The sequence below is a fragment of the Duganella phyllosphaerae genome (genome assembly GCF_001758785.1).
GTDB classification, from domain to species: domain Bacteria; phylum Pseudomonadota; class Gammaproteobacteria; order Burkholderiales; family Burkholderiaceae_D; genus Rugamonas; species Rugamonas phyllosphaerae.
Genome location: NZ_LROM01000085.1, coordinates 13246 through 30915, shown reverse-complemented (window position 1 = coordinate 30915; position 17670 = coordinate 13246). Strand labels below are relative to the sequence as shown.

General features: G+C 65.2%; 11 protein-coding genes. 8 read left to right on the top strand and 3 right to left on the bottom strand.

What is annotated here, in order from left to right:
- The first annotated feature begins 12 nt into the window (after positions 1-12).
- Complete coding sequence (locus DUPY_RS12350) at positions 13-2064, top strand: S9 family peptidase (protein WP_070248445.1); 2052 nt, start codon at positions 13-15, stop codon at positions 2062-2064.
- Between the two features lie 9 nt (positions 2065-2073).
- Here the strand turns inward: DUPY_RS12350 and DUPY_RS12345 are convergent, their stop codons facing one another.
- The gene (locus DUPY_RS12345; RefSeq protein ID WP_070248444.1) at positions 2074-3942 is read right to left on the bottom strand and encodes a glycoside hydrolase family 2 protein; all 1869 of its coding nucleotides are present in this window, start codon (positions 3940-3942) and stop codon (positions 2074-2076) included.
- A gap of 25 nt (positions 3943-3967) precedes the next feature.
- A complete protein-coding gene (locus DUPY_RS12340) occupies positions 3968-6727 on the bottom strand; it encodes an exo-rhamnogalacturonan lyase family protein (protein WP_084640683.1) in 2760 nt (919 codons plus the stop codon).
- A gap of 298 nt (positions 6728-7025) precedes the next feature.
- On the opposite strand from DUPY_RS12340, the gene DUPY_RS12335 reads away from it, so the two are divergent.
- From DUPY_RS12335 to DUPY_RS12305, 7 genes are all read left to right on the top strand, one after another.
- Positions 7026-9539 (top strand): S9 family peptidase, encoded by a 2514-nt coding sequence (locus DUPY_RS12335; RefSeq protein WP_229255342.1) that lies wholly within the window; start codon positions 7026-7028, stop codon positions 9537-9539.
- Between the two features lie 338 nt (positions 9540-9877).
- Positions 9878-10285, top strand: coding sequence for a nucleoside diphosphate kinase regulator (gene rnk, locus DUPY_RS12330; protein WP_070248441.1), 408 nt, complete (start codon positions 9878-9880; stop codon positions 10283-10285).
- A 150-nt stretch (positions 10286-10435) separates the two neighbouring features.
- Positions 10436-11065: a TetR/AcrR family transcriptional regulator gene (locus DUPY_RS12325; protein ID WP_070248440.1), complete on the top strand. Its 630-nt coding sequence runs from the start codon at positions 10436-10438 to the stop codon at positions 11063-11065.
- A gap of 69 nt (positions 11066-11134) precedes the next feature.
- Positions 11135-12292, top strand: coding sequence for an iron-containing alcohol dehydrogenase (locus tag DUPY_RS12320; RefSeq protein WP_070248438.1), 1158 nt, complete (start codon positions 11135-11137; stop codon positions 12290-12292).
- A gap of 42 nt (positions 12293-12334) precedes the next feature.
- The gene (locus DUPY_RS12315) at positions 12335-13012 is read left to right on the top strand and encodes a type 1 glutamine amidotransferase domain-containing protein (protein ID WP_070248436.1); all 678 of its coding nucleotides are present in this window, start codon (positions 12335-12337) and stop codon (positions 13010-13012) included.
- 153 nt (positions 13013-13165) lie between these two features.
- A complete protein-coding gene (locus tag DUPY_RS12310; protein ID WP_070248435.1) occupies positions 13166-13468 on the top strand; it encodes a PsiF family protein in 303 nt (100 codons plus the stop codon).
- 168 nt (positions 13469-13636) lie between these two features.
- Complete coding sequence (locus tag DUPY_RS12305; RefSeq protein ID WP_071651627.1) at positions 13637-16189, top strand: chemotaxis protein CheW; 2553 nt, start codon at positions 13637-13639, stop codon at positions 16187-16189.
- On the opposite strand, the gene DUPY_RS12300 is transcribed toward DUPY_RS12305, so the two are convergent.
- Positions 16166-17482, bottom strand: coding sequence for an MFS transporter (locus DUPY_RS12300; RefSeq protein WP_070248431.1), 1317 nt, complete (start codon positions 17480-17482; stop codon positions 16166-16168). The genes DUPY_RS12305 and DUPY_RS12300 overlap by 24 nt on opposite strands.
- Between the last annotated feature and the right edge of the window lie 188 nt (positions 17483-17670).

Sequence of the window (17670 nt, the reverse complement as noted above, 5' to 3'; positions counted from 1 at the left end):
GACGAGGTATCCATGAACCGTATTGCCCTGAACGCCCTGCCTTCCCTGCTGCCGGTTTTGCTGCTGGCCGGCGCCCTGCCCGTCCACGCCCAGAATGTCGCCGCCTCGGCGACCGCTGCCAGCGAGGTGCCGCTGATCGAGCGCGCCAAGATCTTCGGCAATGCCAGCAAGTCGGGCGCCAACATCAGTCCGGACGGCAAGTGGCTGTCGTGGATTGCGCCGCGCGACGGCGTGCTCAATGTGTGGGTGGCGCCGAGCTCCGATCTGGCCAGGGCCAAGCCGCTCACCGAGGAGAAATCGCGGCCGATCCGCAGCAGCTTCTGGGCGCCCGATTCGAACACGGTGCTGTTCATCCAGGACAAGGGAGGCGATGAAAACTTCCTGCTCTACGGCGTTGACGTCGTCTCCGGCAAGCAGACCAATTACACGCCGTTTGAAAAGACCCGGGTACAGATCGTCAACATCAGCAGCAAGGTCAAGGACCGCATCCTCATCGGCGTCAACAACCGCGATCCGAAGTGGCACGACGTCCACAGCCTCGACCTCAAGACCGGCAAACTGACCCTGGTGCAGCAGAACGACGGCTACGCCGGCTTCCTGGCCGACGAGCAGCTCAAGCTGCGCCTGACGATCAAGGCGCGCGCCGATGGCGGCGCCACCTACTACCGCATCGTCGATGGCAAGATCGAGACCACGCCGGTGACCGAGGTGGGGCTCGACGATTCGCAGACCACGGCGCCGCTGGGATTCACCACCGACGGCAAAACCCTGTACTGGACCGACTCGCGCAACCGCAACACGTCGGCGCTGCTGGCCCAGGATGTCGCCAGCGGCAAAACCACGGTGGTGGCCGAAGACCCGCGCGCCGACATCTCCAACGCCTTGCAGGACAAACGCACCGGCCGCGTGCTGGCCTATGGCGTCGATTACCTGAAGCAGGAGTACGTACCGCTCACCGAGGAACTGAAAGCCGACCTGGCCTACCTGAAGAAAAACATCAAGGGCCAGTTCTTCCTCAGCTCGCGCAACGAGGCCGACGACAAATGGCTGATCACGGTCGATCCGGTCACCGCGCCCTCGTCCACCTGGCTGTACGACCGCAAAGCCAAGAAACTGAGCCAGTTGTACGTCAGCCGGCCCGAGCTCGAAGGTGCGCCGCTCGCCGCCATGCATCCGCAGGAAATCAAGTCGCGCGACGGCTTGACGCTGGTGTCGTACCTGACCCTGCCCAAGTCAGTCGATGCAGCAGGGACCGGCCGCGCCAGCAAGCCGGTGCCGCTGGTGCTGATGGTGCACGGCGGCCCGTGGGCGCGCGACCGCTACGGCTACAACAGCTACCACCAGTGGCTGGCCAACCGCGGCTACGCGGTGCTGTCGGTGAACTATCGCGGCTCGACCGGCTTCGGCAAGAACTTCATTTCGGCAGCCGACCTGCAGTGGGGCCGCAAGATGCACGACGACCTGCTCGACGCGGTGGACTGGGCGGTCAAGAACGGCATCACCACCAGCGACAAGGTGGCCATCATGGGCGGCTCGTACGGCGGCTACGCCACCCTGGCAGGCCTGGCGTTTACACCCACCACGTTTGCCTGCGGCGTCGATATCGTGGGTCCGTCCAACCTGTTTACGCTGCTGCAAACCATCCCGCCGTACTGGGAAGCGGGCAAGCAGCAGTTCTACAAGCGCATGGGCGACCCCACCACCGAGGAAGGCAAGGCCCTGCTCAAGGAACGCTCGCCGCTCAACTTTGCTGCCGACATCCAGCGTCCGCTCCTGATCGGCCAGGGCGCCAACGACCCGCGCGTGAACGTGCGCGAGTCGGTGCAGATCGTCGACGCGATGAAAGCGAAAAATATACCGGTGACGTACGTGGAGTTCCCGGACGAGGGCCACGGCTTTGCGCGCCCGGTCAACAACATCGCCTTTAACGCGGTGACCGAGAACTTCCTCGGCAAGTGCCTCGGTGGCCGCGCCGAGCCGATCGGCGGCACCATCAAGGCGTCCACCGCGCAGGTCAAGTACGGCGCCGAATTTGCGCCGGGGCTGGTGGAGGCGTTGAAGTAACGCCCAGGGCTACCTGGCCGCCTTGCTGCGATAGTAATCGGCCAGCACGCCAAACGCCTGCTTGCGCACGCCGGTCTCCGACATCAGTCCCTTGCGGTTCCAGCCGTTCTGGAACACCGGGTGTTCGCGCCGGGGCGACTGGAAGTCTTTCAGGATCCACGGCGACAGCCCGCGCAGGGTCGGCAGCTGTTCGGCCATGGCCAGGGTCTGGCGGTAGTACTCGGCCTGGTATTCCTCGGTGAATTTCTTCATGCTGTCGTTGCGGTAGCCGGCCAGCGCGTCGGCGCCGAATTCGGACAGGATCAGCGGCCGGTCGGTCGGCAGCTTCCATTTCAGGTTCGGTAGAGCGGCGAGCGTGTCGGCGCCGTACCAGCCGGCGTAGGTATTGACGGCCAGCACGTCGAGCTTGTCCGCCAGCGGGTCCTGGATTTCGGTCACGTCTTCACCATTCACTTTATGGCGCTCCACCAGCAGCGCCGCGCTCACCAGCCGGGTGGGATCGAGCGCGCGCACGTTATCGGCCATGGCGCCGTGGAAGGCGGTGCGCGCCGGCGACACTGGCGTCTCGTTCCCCACGCTCCACATCACCACCGAGGCGCGGTTGCGGTCGCGGTAAACGGTCTCGGCCTGCATCACCAGGGCCTTGTGCAGCACGGCCGGATTTTCCCAGTCCACGGTCCAGTACACGGGGATTTCGCTCCACACCAAGAGGCCCATTTCGTCGGCCAGGCGCAGCGTGGTTTCCGAGTGCGGGTAGTGCGACAGGCGCACGTAGTTGCCATTCAAGCCGTGCTTGATTTCACCGAGCAGCGCGCGCGCGGCCTGTTCGGTCATATTGCGCGCCGGGTTAGATCCGAATTCTTCTTCGTGCAGCGAGATACCGCGCAGGAAGATCGGTTTGCCGTTGAGCAGAATCTCGTTGCCCCTGACGGCGATGGTGCGGAAACCGATGCGGTCGCGCACAGCGTCGCCGCTGGTGGTAAAGCGCACGTCGTACAGCGTGGGGCTGTCGGGCGACCAGCGTTGCAGCTTGCCTGGCGCGGCCAGCGCGAACACGGCGCGGCCGTTGGCATCGGTGGTGGCGCTGGCCGTGGCCAGGTCGCCAATCGCCACTTTGACGACCTGTCCGGCCGCCTGCGCGCCCTGCAATTGCACGGCGCCGGTGATGCGGCCATCTTGGCCCAGGCTCAGGGTGGCGTCGTCGATGAAGGTGGCGGGCGTGGTGATCAGGCGCACCGGCCGCGTGATGCCGCCGTACAGGTCCCAGTCGGTGATCGGGGTAGGAATGGTCTGGGCGTCGTGGGTGGAATCGACACCGACAGTCAGGCGGTTGTCGCCGGCGCGCAGGGCGTCGGTCACTTCCAGCACGAACGGCGTGAAGCCGCCCTCGTGGCGGCCGATTTCCTTGCCGTTCAGGTACACGTAAGCGCGGTAATTGACCGCCTCGAAGCGCAGGAAGGCGCGCTTGCCAGGCTCCTTGCGCGCGTTGAATTTGCGCTGGAACCAGACCAGGCCATCGTAGTAGCGCAAGGTGGGCGCGGCCGCGTTCCAGGCGCCGGGAATGTTCATCTGCGCGCTGCGATCGAGGTCGAACTCGAAGAACTCGACGCCGCCCTTCGCTTCCGCAGCGGCGATGTCGATGTCGCGGTAGCGCTGCATGCGCGATTTGGCTACCCATCCATTGATGTCGTTCAGGCCGGTGCGGTACAGGTCTTTCGAATAGGTCCACTGGCCCGACAAGTCCTGGCTGTCGCGCGACTGCGAAGCGGTCAGCAGCAGGGCCGGACGCAGCTCGGCATTGGCGGCGGTGTCGCCAGCAGCAGCGGTTCCAGCACCAAAGTACAGCACCAGGCACAAGGCGATCAGCAGTTTTTTCATGAGTGTTTTCGTGGTCAGGTAGTGGTTAGCGCAACAGGCCGGCGGCCCGCGCCGCTTCGTCGAGGCTGCCCCCGACCAGCGCCATGTTCTGGATCGCTGCCAGGCCCCATTGCGCCGAGCCGTTGGTGCTGATGTTGGGCTGTTCGTCAAGCGGGCGCAGGGTGGCGGTGCCGTCGATATGACGCGGCGCGTCGCGGGCGGCGTTTTTGGCGAAGTCGTCGCCGAAGAATTCGCGCCAGGTGCGCAGCGCCAGCGCACGGTCGCGTTCGTGGTAGGCAGCGTAAGCGGTCATGCGCGAGTTGGTATTGGTCATGCCGCGCCCGCCGGGATCGCGCCCCAGCAGCGCCACCAGGTCTTCCTTCGGCGCGTTGTAGGCGCGGCAGTACGCGAGCCAGGTCTTGCGGTAGGCCGGCACGTCCACCAGCGCCAGCAGTTCGGAATTCATTTCCACCACGCCGAACACGCCGTTCAGGTTCGAGAACTGGAAGTAGTCGCCAGCGCCGCCGAACTTGCCGGTCTTCGGATCGTACGGCGCGGCCGAGGCGAACCAGCCACGCTTAAGACCACCGATGGTCTGCATGCCGTTGACGATCTTGTCGCGCCAACGACTATTGCCGGTGCGCTCCCACTCGGCCAGCCAGGCCGCGATCAGCGAACCCCACACGGTGCCGAACGATGCGTTGATCATGCCATCCGGCGCCGCGCGTGCGGCATTGGGCGCGAGCTTGCGCGAGATATCGACCTTGTGCAAATTTGCGTCCGAGTCGAGCAGTTCGCGCATCAGGTCGCCGGCGCGTTCGTCGGCGGTCAGGAAATAATAGATGCGGCGGTAGGCGGCGTTCGACACCCTGGGCTGCTTCGACGAATCGGACCAGTGCTGCACGCCGTGGCGCGTTCCGAACCCCTTGAATGGCCCCAGGTGGTACACGTCCACCTCCCCGGTATGGCGCGTCATGGCCTCGGCCATGCGGAACAGGTCGGCGCGGCCGGTGCGCAGATAGCTGTACCACAGCCACAGGTCGGTGGACAGTTCCGAGTTGTCCCAGGCGTAGCCGCCGATATCGTAGCGCCACATGTGGCGGTCGTTGTCGTAGGCGTGCATCACGTCGCCGTAGTTCCAGAAGCCGTACCAGCGGTGCTGCTTCACTTCGCGCAGGTACTGGTCCAGTTGGGCTGACAGCTTTTCTTCGAGCAGGCGCCGGCCCTGGGTGCCGGTATCGACCACGTCCCAGTCGCCGAATACCGCGCACTGGTGGATGCGCTCCGGCGCCAGCACCAGGCGCGCCGGATTGGCCACCTGCTCGGCCATGTGCGAGAACACATCGTGTGACGGCGTGGCGCTCAAGGCCCACAGTTGCAGCTCGCTGGTGCGGGCCACGCCGGTGGCCGAGTCCCACCCTTCTTCGTAATCCTCGTAGATGATGTTCAGGCCAGCGATCTGCTGCTCGTGCGTGTTCATGCCGTTGGTGGCGCGGTACGGCCGCATGTCCAGCGCCGGCGCCGACGGCGAGTACAGCCAGGCGGTGATGTCGGCTACCTCACCGGCGGCGTTGCGCACGTCGAGCCGCGTGGTGGCGCGCTGCCAGAAGTCGCGCAGACCCAGCGCCACGCCGCCTGCGGCGCCGCCCACGTAGGCCAGGCCCTTGCTGGCCGTGCCGCCGTTGACGTCGATCCAGGCCTGGCCGGCAACTGTGCGCTTGCGCAGGGTAAAACCGTCGGCGCTCAGTTGGGTCAGCGAAAAATCGTTCCACTGCGGGATCCACTGCAGGCCGTCCTGCACCGTTTTAGCCATGCCGGCCAACGGCGGCAGTGCCTGGCCGGCCACTTGCGCGGCGCGGTAGGCGTCACCGGGGTCGCGGCGCAGGCCGGTGACCGGGCGCACCGCCTCGCCCCATACGCCTACGCCCTCACCGGCATAGCGGATGTGGCGGTCGTGGGCGGGGTCCGACATCGGCACTTTGGCGGTGACGGCCAGGCCGGCGATGAAGTCCTGTTTGGCGTCGCCGTCGAAAATGAAGGTATGGACCATGCGCACGCTCTCGGCGCCGGCATAGAAGTACAGGCGTACCGAGAACGGCAACCAGTTGCGCCCCTGGCCCTGGTGCATGCCGTCGAGCTTGAGCGTGGCGCGCACCGGGCCGGTCTGCTCGACCGTCACCTGGTCCACCCGGCTGGTATAGCGCTGGCGTGTCACTGTTCCGGTTTCGTCGGGTTGCGGTCCGTCCTGGCGCAGCGCCAGCAGCTTGACGTCCTGCACGATGGCGCGCCCGCTGCGGGTGGCGGAGGCGATCAGGTGTTCGCCGCTGGTGGGAATGCGCCATACCGTGGGGCCGACCGTGACGGTAATCAGGGCGGAGGTCTGTTTGACGGCGACGCCGCCGACGGCCGGCGCTGCGGACGCGCCAAGCTCCAGTCGCCATGCCTCGGCGGAATTGCCGGCCGCCACCGCGTGCGCGGTCCATTTCAGTGACCCGTCGGGCCAGTACGCGAGCGGCCACGATTGCACGGCCCGGGCACCGTTACCGGCGCCAGTGAGTCGCATTTGCAGCGGCCCCTTGGTCGGTGCGCGCAGCGTACCGCGTGGCCAGGGCACGCCCAAGGTCGCGCCTTCGAACCGCGCCGGTACGGCGCCGTCCAGCCAGCGCAAATCGGTGCCGGCGACCGGCCGTGGCTCGCTGCCATCATTGGCGGTGATCCCCAGCGCCAGCGATGGCAGCGTGGACATCACGGCGGCGCTGGCTGCCGATTGCATGAACTGGCGGCGCGACGTCATGAAGGTGGTCATGGAACGTGTCTCACTGAAATATTGGTATTGACGCGAGTATAGGATGGCTGTCATGGCGCCGATTACGACGCCCAAAAATAATCATCGGCTTGCACACTATTGGTCACCATCCAGACAGGGAGATTTGTAGCAAAAGTTTTCTCACAGAGATTTGATATTGCTGATGCAATATTTTCGTGGCCTAATGCTCTGCTGCACGGGCGCGGGCGGCGATCCTGCTGGCGCAGTGATGTAGATAAATAATTTCGATAAAAAATGGAGAAACACCATGCAGGGTAGATACTTGTTAAGCAGCCTCGTGAGCGCCACGCTCGCCGTCGGCATGACCTCGGGCGCGCTGGCCGCGCCCACCACCGCCACCCCGGCCACCCCGGCCGCTTCGGCATACAACCAGCCGCCGAAGGATATCCTCGACGTCATGCGCGCGCCGCCACCGCCGTCGCCATCGCTGAGCCCCACGCATGACAAGCTGATGCTCGTCACCATGCAGGACTTCCCGTCGATCGCCAAGGTGGCCACGCCGTTCCTGCGCCTGGCCGGCGTACGGATCGAACCGGGCAACCATAGCCAGCACGACACCCCGGGCGGCTACGGCATTCCACCGTGCGTGAGTGCGATCGACCTGGTGCAGGTGGCCAACGGCAAGCAAACCGCCGTCAAGCTGCCGGCCGACGCCTGCCCGCGCCGCCCCGTGTGGAGCGCCGACGGCCAGCGCTTCGCGTTCGAGAACATCACCGCTGCAGCCGTCGAGCTGTGGGTGGGCGATGCCAAAACCGGCGCCGTGCGCCGCCTGCCCGGCGTGCGCCTGAACCAGATGTTCGGCGACCAGGTGCAATGGATGCCCGACCAGAAAACCTTGCTGGTCAAGCTGGTTACCGGTGACAAGGCGCCGCCGGTGGAAGCCCCCGGCTCGGCCGGTCCCGGCATCCAGGAGTCGCTCGGCGGCACCGGCCAGAGCAGCACCTACGAAAACCGCGACACCCTGCGCAACCGCTACGACGAATCGCTGTTCAACTACTACGGCACCTCGCAACTGGCGCTGGTCGATGCCGCCACCGGCAAGATCACCACGGTGGGCAAACCGGGCCTGTACGAGGAACTGGGCGTGGCGCCCGACAGCCGCCATGTGGTGGTCACTGAAATCCGTCCGCCGTACTCGTACGTGACCACGTTCGACCGCTTCCCCAAGCAGATCGACCTGTGGGACCTGAACCAGCGCGGCGTGAAAAAAGGCGCCAATCCGGTCGTGCGTGAGATCGCCGCGCTGCCGCTGGCCGACCGCGTGCCCAATCGCGGCGTGCCGACCGGCCCGCGCAACTTCACCTGGCGTCCGACCGAGGCGGCTACGCTGGTATGGGCCGAAGCGCTCGACGGCGGCGATCCGAAAGTGAAAGCGGCCGAGCGCGACAAGCTGGTCATGCTCAAGGCGCCGTTTACCGGCGCCCCGGTGGAAATCACCCGCACCGAACAACGCTACGCCGGCCTGGCGTGGAGCGAGAACGCCGGCGTGGCGCTGCTGACCGACTACGACGTCAACCGCAAATGGCGCCGCACCTGGCAGCTCAATGTCGACGATGCAAAAAATTCGCGCCGCCTGGTGTGGGACATGTCGACCGATGAAAAATACGCCAACCCGGGCAACCCGGTGCGACGCCAGCTGGCCAACGGTTCGTGGGTGATGCGCCAGGACGGCGACACCATCTACCTGTCGGGCATGGGTTCGTCGCCCGATGGCGACCGGCCGTTCCTCGACAAGTTCAGCCTGGGCACGCAGCAGTCGGAGCGCCTGTTCCGCAGCAGTAAAACCTCGTATGAACAGTTCATCGGCTTCGCCGGCAACGACAGCGGGCGCCTGCTGACCTGGTACCAGTCCACCACCGACACCCCGAACGCGCTGCTGCGCACCGTGGGCGCGCCGGCGGCAGGCGCGGTCAAGGGCGAGGCGGCATTCGATTCATCGAGCACGGCGCTCACGCACCTGAAGGACACCGCGCCGCAGGTGCGCGAGATCCAGAAGCGCCTGGTCAAATACAAGCGCGCCGACGGCGTGGACCTGTCGTTCACGCTGTACACGCCACCGGGCTACAAGGAAGGCACGCGTCTGCCGACCATCCTCAACGCCTACCCGCTCGATTACGCCGACGCCTCGCAGGCCGGCCAGACCACCGGCTCGCAAGCGACGTTCACCCGCCTGCGCCAGTACCGCCTGCTGCTGCTGGCGGGCTACGCCATCATCGACAGCGCCGCCTTCCCGATCGTGGGCGACCCGCGCAAGGCGTACGACACGTACACCGAGCAGCTGGTGGCCAACGCCAAGGCGGCGGTGGACGAAGCGGTGCGCCTGGGCGTGACAGATCCGGCCCGCGTAGGTGTGACCGGCCATAGCCACGGCGCGCTGATGACCGCCAACCTGCTGGCGCACTCGGACCTGTTCCGCGCCGGCGCGGCCACCAGCGGCTCGTACAACAAGTCGCTCACGCCGTTCGGTTTCCAGAACGAGCGCCGCTCGGTGTGGGAAGCGCCTGACGTGTACACCAAGGTCTCGACCTTCTTCTACGCCGACAAGCTCAAGACGCCACTGCTGATCGTGCACGGTGGCGACGACGCCAACCCGGGCACCACGCCGCTGCAATCGACCAAGCTGTACGAAGCGATCCGCGGCAACGGCGGCGTCACGCGCCTGGTGATGCTGCCGCACGAGCCGCACTGGTACGCGGCGCGCGAGTCGAACGAACAGCTGGTGTATGAAATGCTGCGCTGGTTCGACAAGTACGTCAAAAACGCGCCAGCCACTGCTACCGCCAGCAACTAGGCAGGCGCTGTAACACCACGCCACCGGGGCCAATTCTCCGGTGGCGCGGGCGACGCGCTGGCCGTTGCCGCAAAAGGGGTTATACTTGGTACCGATGAACGCCTTACGCCTCCTCGCGCAAAGTCAACGTTCTTCCCTGAACGAGGGCGCATCGCCTGTGGCCGGACGCTACTGCCCGTCCACCAAGGATCTCGCCAGCCTCTCGCTCGCTCGGTAAGCCAGAACTCCCACGGTTCCGCGCCTGCCGAGCCGACCACCTGAATCCCTGAACGCCTGTTTCACCGCTGCCGGATCACCGGCATCCCCACGCACGTCTTTACCACTGAACTGGAGCCATCATGCATCCTCAGATTACCGTCTCGTCGCTCGACATCGAACGCCTGGAAGCGTTGTTCGACGCCCTGCCCACCGCCACCGCCAATGCCAACGCCCGCCTGCTGGCCGAACTGGGCCGCGCCAAGGTCGTGGAACCGGAACAAATGCCACCGAACGTGGTCACTATGCGCTCGCGCGTAAGCTTCGAGATCGAACAACCGCCACAGCAACTGTGCCTGACCCTGGCATACCCGAAAGACATGGCCGAACTCGACGACGGCATCTCGATCCTGACCCCGATCGGCACCGCCCTGCTGGGCCTGTCCGTGGGCGACCGCATCGACTGGCCCCTGGCCGACGGCCAGATGAGCACCCTGCGCATCCTGGACCTGCCCTACCAGCCCGAGCGCGCTGGCGAGATCTTCCGCTAAACTTCGGGGGTCAGTGCCGACTTTCGGACATTTTTGAACTTAATTGCGCAGTCTTGGTCATCATAGCGATGAGTTCGTGTCTAAATGTCGGCACTGACCCCGAAGTGGAAAATACTAGACGACTGGTCTAATTGTGCTATTATACGTTTCATGAAAGCCGAATACACCGACGTCCGCCAGCACATCCTCGATCAGGGGAAGGCCATTATTACGCGCAAGGGTTTTGCCGGCGTGGGGCTGAACGAGATCCTGACCGCAGCTGACGTGCCCAAGGGTTCCTTCTACCATTACTTCAAGTCGAAGGAACTGTTCGGCGAGGCGCTGCTGGACGATTACGTGGCGCAGTACCTGGTGCACATGGACAGTCTGCTCGAGCAAGCGGACAAACCGGCCGCGCCGTGCCTGATGGCCTACTGGGACAGCTGGTTCAGCGACGCCACCGCAAGCCCGGACAGCTGCAATTGCCGCTGCCTGGTGGTCAAGCTCAGCAGCGAGGTGGCCGATATGTCGGAGCCCATGCGTGTAGCGCTGCGCGATGGCACCGACCATATCATCGCCCGACTGGCATTGGCCATCGAACGCGGCGCGGCGGACGATTCGCTGCCGGCCGTGGCAGATGCTGCCGATGCTGCCCAGCTGGCGCAAACGCTGTACCAGCTCTGGCTGGGCGCGGCCATGCTCACCAAGCTGCGGCGCGAGCCGAGCGCCCTGAATTCGGCCTGGCACGCCACGTTGGACCTGCTGCACTTGGCGCCAGCAATGTATCCCCTGCGCGGATGACCTCGTCCGCGTTTTTTTGAGACAGCATCTAGACGACCAGTCTAATAATTTCTATATTAAGGAGCAACAATGAACAACTTCGACTTCCATAATCCGACCAAGATCGTCTTCGGCGCCGACACCGTCGGCAAACTCTCCACTCTGGTGCCCAATGACGCCCGCGTACTGATCCTGTTCGGCGGCGCCAGTGCCGAAAAAACCGGCACAATGGCCGAAGTACGCACTGCCCTCGGTGAGCGCACCGTGCGCGAGTTCGGCGGTATCGAACCGAATCCCAGCTACGAAACCCTGATGCGCGCCGTCCACGTGGTGCGTGAAGAAAAAATCGATTTCCTGCTGGCGGTTGGCGGCGGCTCCGTGATCGACGGCACCAAGTTCGTTGCGGCCGCCGCGCTGTACGACGGCGAGCCATGGGAAATCGCCCAACAGGGCGGCGCCAACGTGCAACGCGCCCTGCCGTTCGGCTCGGTGCTGACCTTGCCGGCGACCGGCTCCGAAATGAACAACGGCGGCGTGGTCACCCACAAGGCCACCCAGTCCAAGCTGGCCTTCCGCAGCGCGCTGCTGTTCCCGGCGTTTTCGATCCTCGATCCGCGCAAAACCTTTACCTTGCCCACCAACCAGGTCGCCAACGGCCTGGTCGACGCCTTCGTCCACACCACCGAGCAATACCTGACCTACCCGGTCAACGCCAAGGTGCAGGACCGCTTTGCCGAAGGCTTGCTGCAAACCCTGGTGGAAATCGCCCCGCAAGCGGTGGCCACGCCGGACGACTACGAAACCCGCGCCAACCTGATGTGGACCGCCACCCTGGCCCTGAATGGCCTGATCGGCGCCGGCGTGCCACAGGACTGGGCCACCCACATGATCGGCCATGAGCTGACCGCGCTGTACGACATCGACCATGCCCGCACCCTGGCGCTGGTGCTGCCCGCCCTGCTGGACGTACAGCGCGAGCAAAAGCGCGGCAAGCTGCTACAGTTTGGCGAACGCGTGTGGGGCATTACCGACGGCACCGACGACGAGCGCATCGACGCCGCCATCGCCCGCACCCGCGCCTTTTTCGAGGGCCTGGGCATTCCAACCCGCCTGTCCGCCTACCAGCTGGGCGAGGAAGCCGTGGAAGCGGTCCTGAAACAACTGCAGACGCACGGCATGACCGCGCTGGGCGAGCACCGCGATATCGACCTGGCGCGCAGCCGCAAGATTTTGCAAGCAGCACTCTGATCCCGATCCACCCACCCATCCACTAACGACTAAGGACACACAATGAACATCCTCATGGTACTGACCTCGCATGACCAACTGGGCGACACCGGCAAAAAAACCGGCTTCTGGCTGGAAGAATTCGCTGCGCCGTATTACACGCTGAAAAACGCCGGCGCCAACCTGACGGTGGTCTCGCCAGCTGGCGGCCAGCCGCCGCTCGACCCGAAAAGCGACGAACCCGATGCCCAGACCGAAGCGACCAAGCGCTTCAAGGCCGATCCGGACGCGCAAGCCGTGCTGGCCAACACCGGCAAGCTCGCTGACGTGAAAGCGGCAGACTTCGACGCCGTGTTCTACCCGGGCGGCCACGGCCCGCTGTGGGACCTGGCCGAAAGCCGCGATTCGATCAACCTGATCGAAACCATGATCGCCGCCGGCAAACCGGTGGCCACCGTGTGCCACGCACCGGGCGTGCTGCGCCACGTGAAAGCACCGGACGGCTCGCCGCTGGTCAAGGGCAAAAAGGTCACCGGCTTTACCAACACCGAGGAAGAAGCGGTGGGGCTGACCAAGATCGTGCCATTCCTGGTGGAGGACATGCTCAAGCAAAACGGCGGCGACTACTCGAAAGTGGGCGACTGGCAGTCGTATGCGATTACCGACGGCATCCTGGTAACCGGCCAGAATCCGGCCTCGTCGGAAGCTGCCGCGGAAGCGCTGCTCAAGCTGCTGGCCTGACCGGTCGCCCGGCAACCGCCAAACCAATACACAAAACTGACAGTCAGCTACTCGCGGCCTGGAACTAACAATGTTTTGCCAGGTAAATCCAGCAGGGGTATAGTGCTCTGGCGACATATCCCTGTTGCACGTCCTTTATAAGCGAGGTCACCCATGAAGAAGCTGTTCTTTGCCGGCATGCTGCTGGCGTTTGGCAGTGCGGCGTTTGCTGCTGAGCCCACCGCCCAGCAAAACAAGATGAAAACCTGTAATGCCGAAGCCACTGGCAAGAAAGGCGATGAGCGCAAGGCTTTCATGAAGCAGTGCCTGAGTGCCAAGCCGGCGCCAGCGGTTGCCGCCGAGCCGGAAATTCCGCTGACCCAGCAAAACAAGATGAAAAAATGTAATAACGACGCCGTCGGCAAAAAAGGCGACGAACGCAAAGTCTTCATGAAGGCCTGCCTGAGCGCCAAGTAAGCGATAATCTTCCACCAACACCATCCAACTGTGCCACCCCACGCAACCAGCGCCGGGTGGCGTTTTTTTTGTGCCAAAAATTACCATGCTGGCATAAGAATTGCTTGAGATATACTTTTTGTGATCGAACCAAAAGTAATGAACGCAAATACTTTAACGCGTTCGGACATGTTTCTACCCTACATGCCGGACGTTGCCCGCTGCGAGCTGTCGCTGCGAGAACTCAACCAGATGTGGCAACTGATCGAGTCGTCCGCCAAGATGAACTGCCCGGCGGAGGCGCGCCTGCTGCTGCCTGCGATGGTGGCCACGCGCACCGGTTTCGCGCACCTGGAACAGGCATTGATCGCCAACCTGGTGCAGGAGAAGGTCAACCAGGTGCTGGCCAACCTGGGTACCCAGGCCCGTTACGCCATCGACATCCTGGTGCGCAACCTGTTCGAGCGCACCGCCGACGTGGGCTTTCTCGCCACCGACGCCGACCTGTGCAGCTTCGTTGCCGGCGACGACCACGCGGGCGCCAGCCTGGACACCGTGCGCCGGCGCCTGGCGGCCTACCGCGACAAGTACACCGTGTATGACGAAATCCTGCTGCTCGATACTGCCGGCCGGGTCCTGGTGCAGGCCGACATGGCCACACCGGTGGCGCGCAGCGTCGATCCGTTGCTGGCCGCCACCCTGGCCACCGACGGCTACGTGGAGACCTTCCGCACCACCGACCTGCGGCCCGGCAAGCCGCGCGCGCTGGTGTACTCGCACCGCATGCGCGACCCGCAGAGCGGCGAGGTGGTCGGGGTGCTGTGCCTGTGCTTCAATTTCGAGCAGGAGATGGACGCCATCTTCGCCGCGTACCGCGATCCGTCGCACCGCGCCAACATGCTGCTGCTCGACGCCGACAACCGCGTGGTCAGCAGCGCCGATCCGCTCTGGATCCCGGCCGGCGTGCCGGTACCGGTCAACCCGGACGGCAGCGCGCGCCCGCTGCTGTTCGGCGGCCGCGAATACCTGGTGCAAACCTTCGGCTGCAACGTCTACCAGGGCTACCCCGGCCCCGCCGGCTGGAAAGCGCAATTGATGGTGCCGCTGGACCTGGCCTTCCGCAACGGCGGCGTTGATGCCATCGCGGGCGTCGATGCGCAACTGGTGCAGGGACTGCTGTCGCATGCGCAGGCTTTCAGCCCGCCGCTGCACGAGCTGATGACCGCCGTCACGCGCACGACGCGCACCATCGGCCGCATCGTCTGGAACGGCAAGGTCACCAGTCACGCTGAAGACAACCGAGGCGGCGCCGCTGGTGCCGGCAGCAGCCGCCTCAACACCATCCTCGACCAGATCAGCGGCACCGGAGCGCGGAGCGACGCGCTGTTCTCGCGCTCGATCCGCGACCTGTACCAGACCGTGCTGGCGGCCAGCGTCGGCCAGGCCGAGCTGACCTCGCAACTGCTGGTCGATATGCTGGACCGCAACCTGTACGAGCGTGCCAACGATTGCCGCTGGTGGGCGCTCACCGCCCAGCTGCGGCGCGGCCTGGCCGAGGGCGACGCCGCCGCCGCTGCCGCCATGGGCGCCGTGCTGGCCCAGATCAACCGCCTGTACACCGTGTACGCGCGGCTGTTCGTGTACGACCGCCAGGGACGCATCCTGGCCGCCACCGGTGCCCAGCCGCTGCCACGCACCCACGTCGATGCCGACACCCTGGGCCACGTCTGCGCGCTGCGCAGCGAACTCGATCACCACGTCGAACTGTTCGCGCCATCGGCCCTGTACGACGGCGCGCCCACCTTCATCTACCACGCCGCCATCCGCCACCCGGAGCAGGCCAGCGTGGTGGGCGGCATTGGCGTGGTGTTCGATGCGGGACCGGAGCTGGCCAACATGCTGCACAGCGGCGTGGCGGGACGGCGCAATATGCAGGCGTACTTCATCACGCCCGAGCGGCAGGTGCTGGCCAGCACCGACGCCGTCCATCCCCCGGGCGCCACGCTGGCGCTGAAGGCAGAGCAGCTGGCCGCGCTGCTGGCGGCTTCCGATCACAACGGTCGTGGCAGCGGCTCGGTGATCATGGAGCACGATGGCCAGTACGTGATCGCGGCCTGCTCGCGCGCGGCCGGCTACCGCGAGTTTCGCGCCCATGCTGGCGTGGAGCAGCCGGTGCTGGCGCTGCTGCTGGAGTCGTTCGGGCCGGTGCGCGATCGGCGCGAGCTGGCGGCGCTGGGCGCGCAGGCGATGCAGGTGGAATCGGCGCAAGGCATGCAGGAAGCAGGGACTGGAACCGACTACGCCATCTTCCACGCCGGCCGTGCGCTGATGGCACTGCCGGCGCGGTCGATCCAGGAGGCGGTGCCGTTCACCCGCGTGCAGCGCGCGGCGGGCAACAACCCGGCGCGGGTGGGCATGCTCGACGTGGCGCCGGGCGGCGGCAGCAAGCAGTTCGTGTGGGTGTTCGACCTGGCGCTGCTGGCCACCGGCCGCGCCGCCGTCGTCACCGACAACAGCCAGGTAATGCTGGTCAGGCTCAGCACCAGCACCTGCGCCGGCACCATCGGCCTGCTGGTGGACGACCTGCACTCGGTGCAGCAGTTTGCCGACGACGCGCTGACCGCCTCGCCCATGGGCACCGATGCCCAGGCGCTGGCGCCGCGCCTGATCAAGGCCAACGGCGGCAACCTGCTGATCGAGGAAATCGACCTGGAGCGGCTAGCTGTTCGGCTGCGCGTGTAGATTGCCCTTGCGGCGGTACAGCATCAGCGTCGCCAGCAGCCCGCACACGGCGGCAAAAGTGAGCCACCAGCCCGGCGCGCTCTTGTCGCCGGTCGCCTCGATCAAGCCGGTGGCCACCGCCGGCGTAAAGCCGCCGAAGATCGCGGTGGCCAGGCTATAGGCCAGCGAGAAGCCCACGGTACGTACTTCCACCGGCATCACTTCGGTGAGCGCCACCACCATGGCGCCGTTGTAGCTGGCGTACAGAAACGACAGCCACAATTCCACTTCCAGCATGCGGGTAAAGCTCGGCGCCTGCACCAGCCAGTGCAGCGCCGGCCAGGCGGTGAGGATGGCCAGCACGGTGCAGCCGATCAGCAGCGGACGGCGGCCCACGCGGTCGGACAGCGCCCCCATCACCGGCAGCCAGATGAAGTTCGACACGCCCACGCACAGCGTGACCAGCAGCGCCGCGCTGGTCGTCAGGTGCAGCACGGTTTTACCGAAGGTGGGCGTGTACACGGTAATCAGGTAGAACGACACGGTGGTCATCGACACCAGCATCATGCCGGCGATAATCAGACCCCAGTTGGCCAGCATCGAGCGAAAGATCTCGCGCAGCTCGGGGCGGTGCTTGCGGTTCTTGAATTCCTCGGTCTCCTGCAACGAGCGGCGGATCATGAACAGCACCGGCACGATCATGCAGCCCACGAAGAACGGCAGGCGCCAGCCCCACTCGGCCACCTGGGTGGGCGCGAGCAACTGGTTCAGGCCGAAGCCCAGGGCGGCGGCAACCACGATCGCCACCTGCTGGCTGGCAGACTGCCAGCTCACGTAAAAACCCTTGCGTCCCGGCGGCGCCATTTCGGCCAGGTACACCGACACGCCGCCCAGCTCCACGCCGGCCGAAAAGCCCTGCAACAGGCGGCCGGTGAGCACCAGCAGCGGCGCGGCGTAACCGATGGTGGCGTAGCCGGGAACGCAGGCAATCAGCAGGGTGCCGGCCGCCATCAGCGCCAGGGTGACGATCAGGCCCTTGCGGCGACCCACGCGGTCGACATAGGCGCCGAGGATGATGGCGCCCAGCGGCCGCATCAAGAAGCCGGCGCCGAAGGTCATGAAGGTCATCATCAGCGATGCCATCTCGTCGCCAGCCGGGAAGAAGGCGGCGGCGATGGCGTTGGCGTAGAAGCCGAACAGGAAGAAATCGAACATCTCCATGAAATTGCCGCTGACAACGCGGAACACGGTGCCAGCGCGCGATTGCACGACGGGCGCTGGCTGGTGCGGGAGACTGGAAGGAATGGCTGACATGGCTACCTCGGGTTTGCAAATGGAGTGGCGGACTGTATCACCCCATTATAGATATTCCATTTGTAAAGTAAATCGGTAGTTTCCCTGCCTTTGGCGCGGGTGGCTTGCATAATCCGTATCCATGCTGCAACACATCGGGGGATTCACAATGATTTGTCGCCGCCGGCGCGGTGCGCCAGTAAAATCGA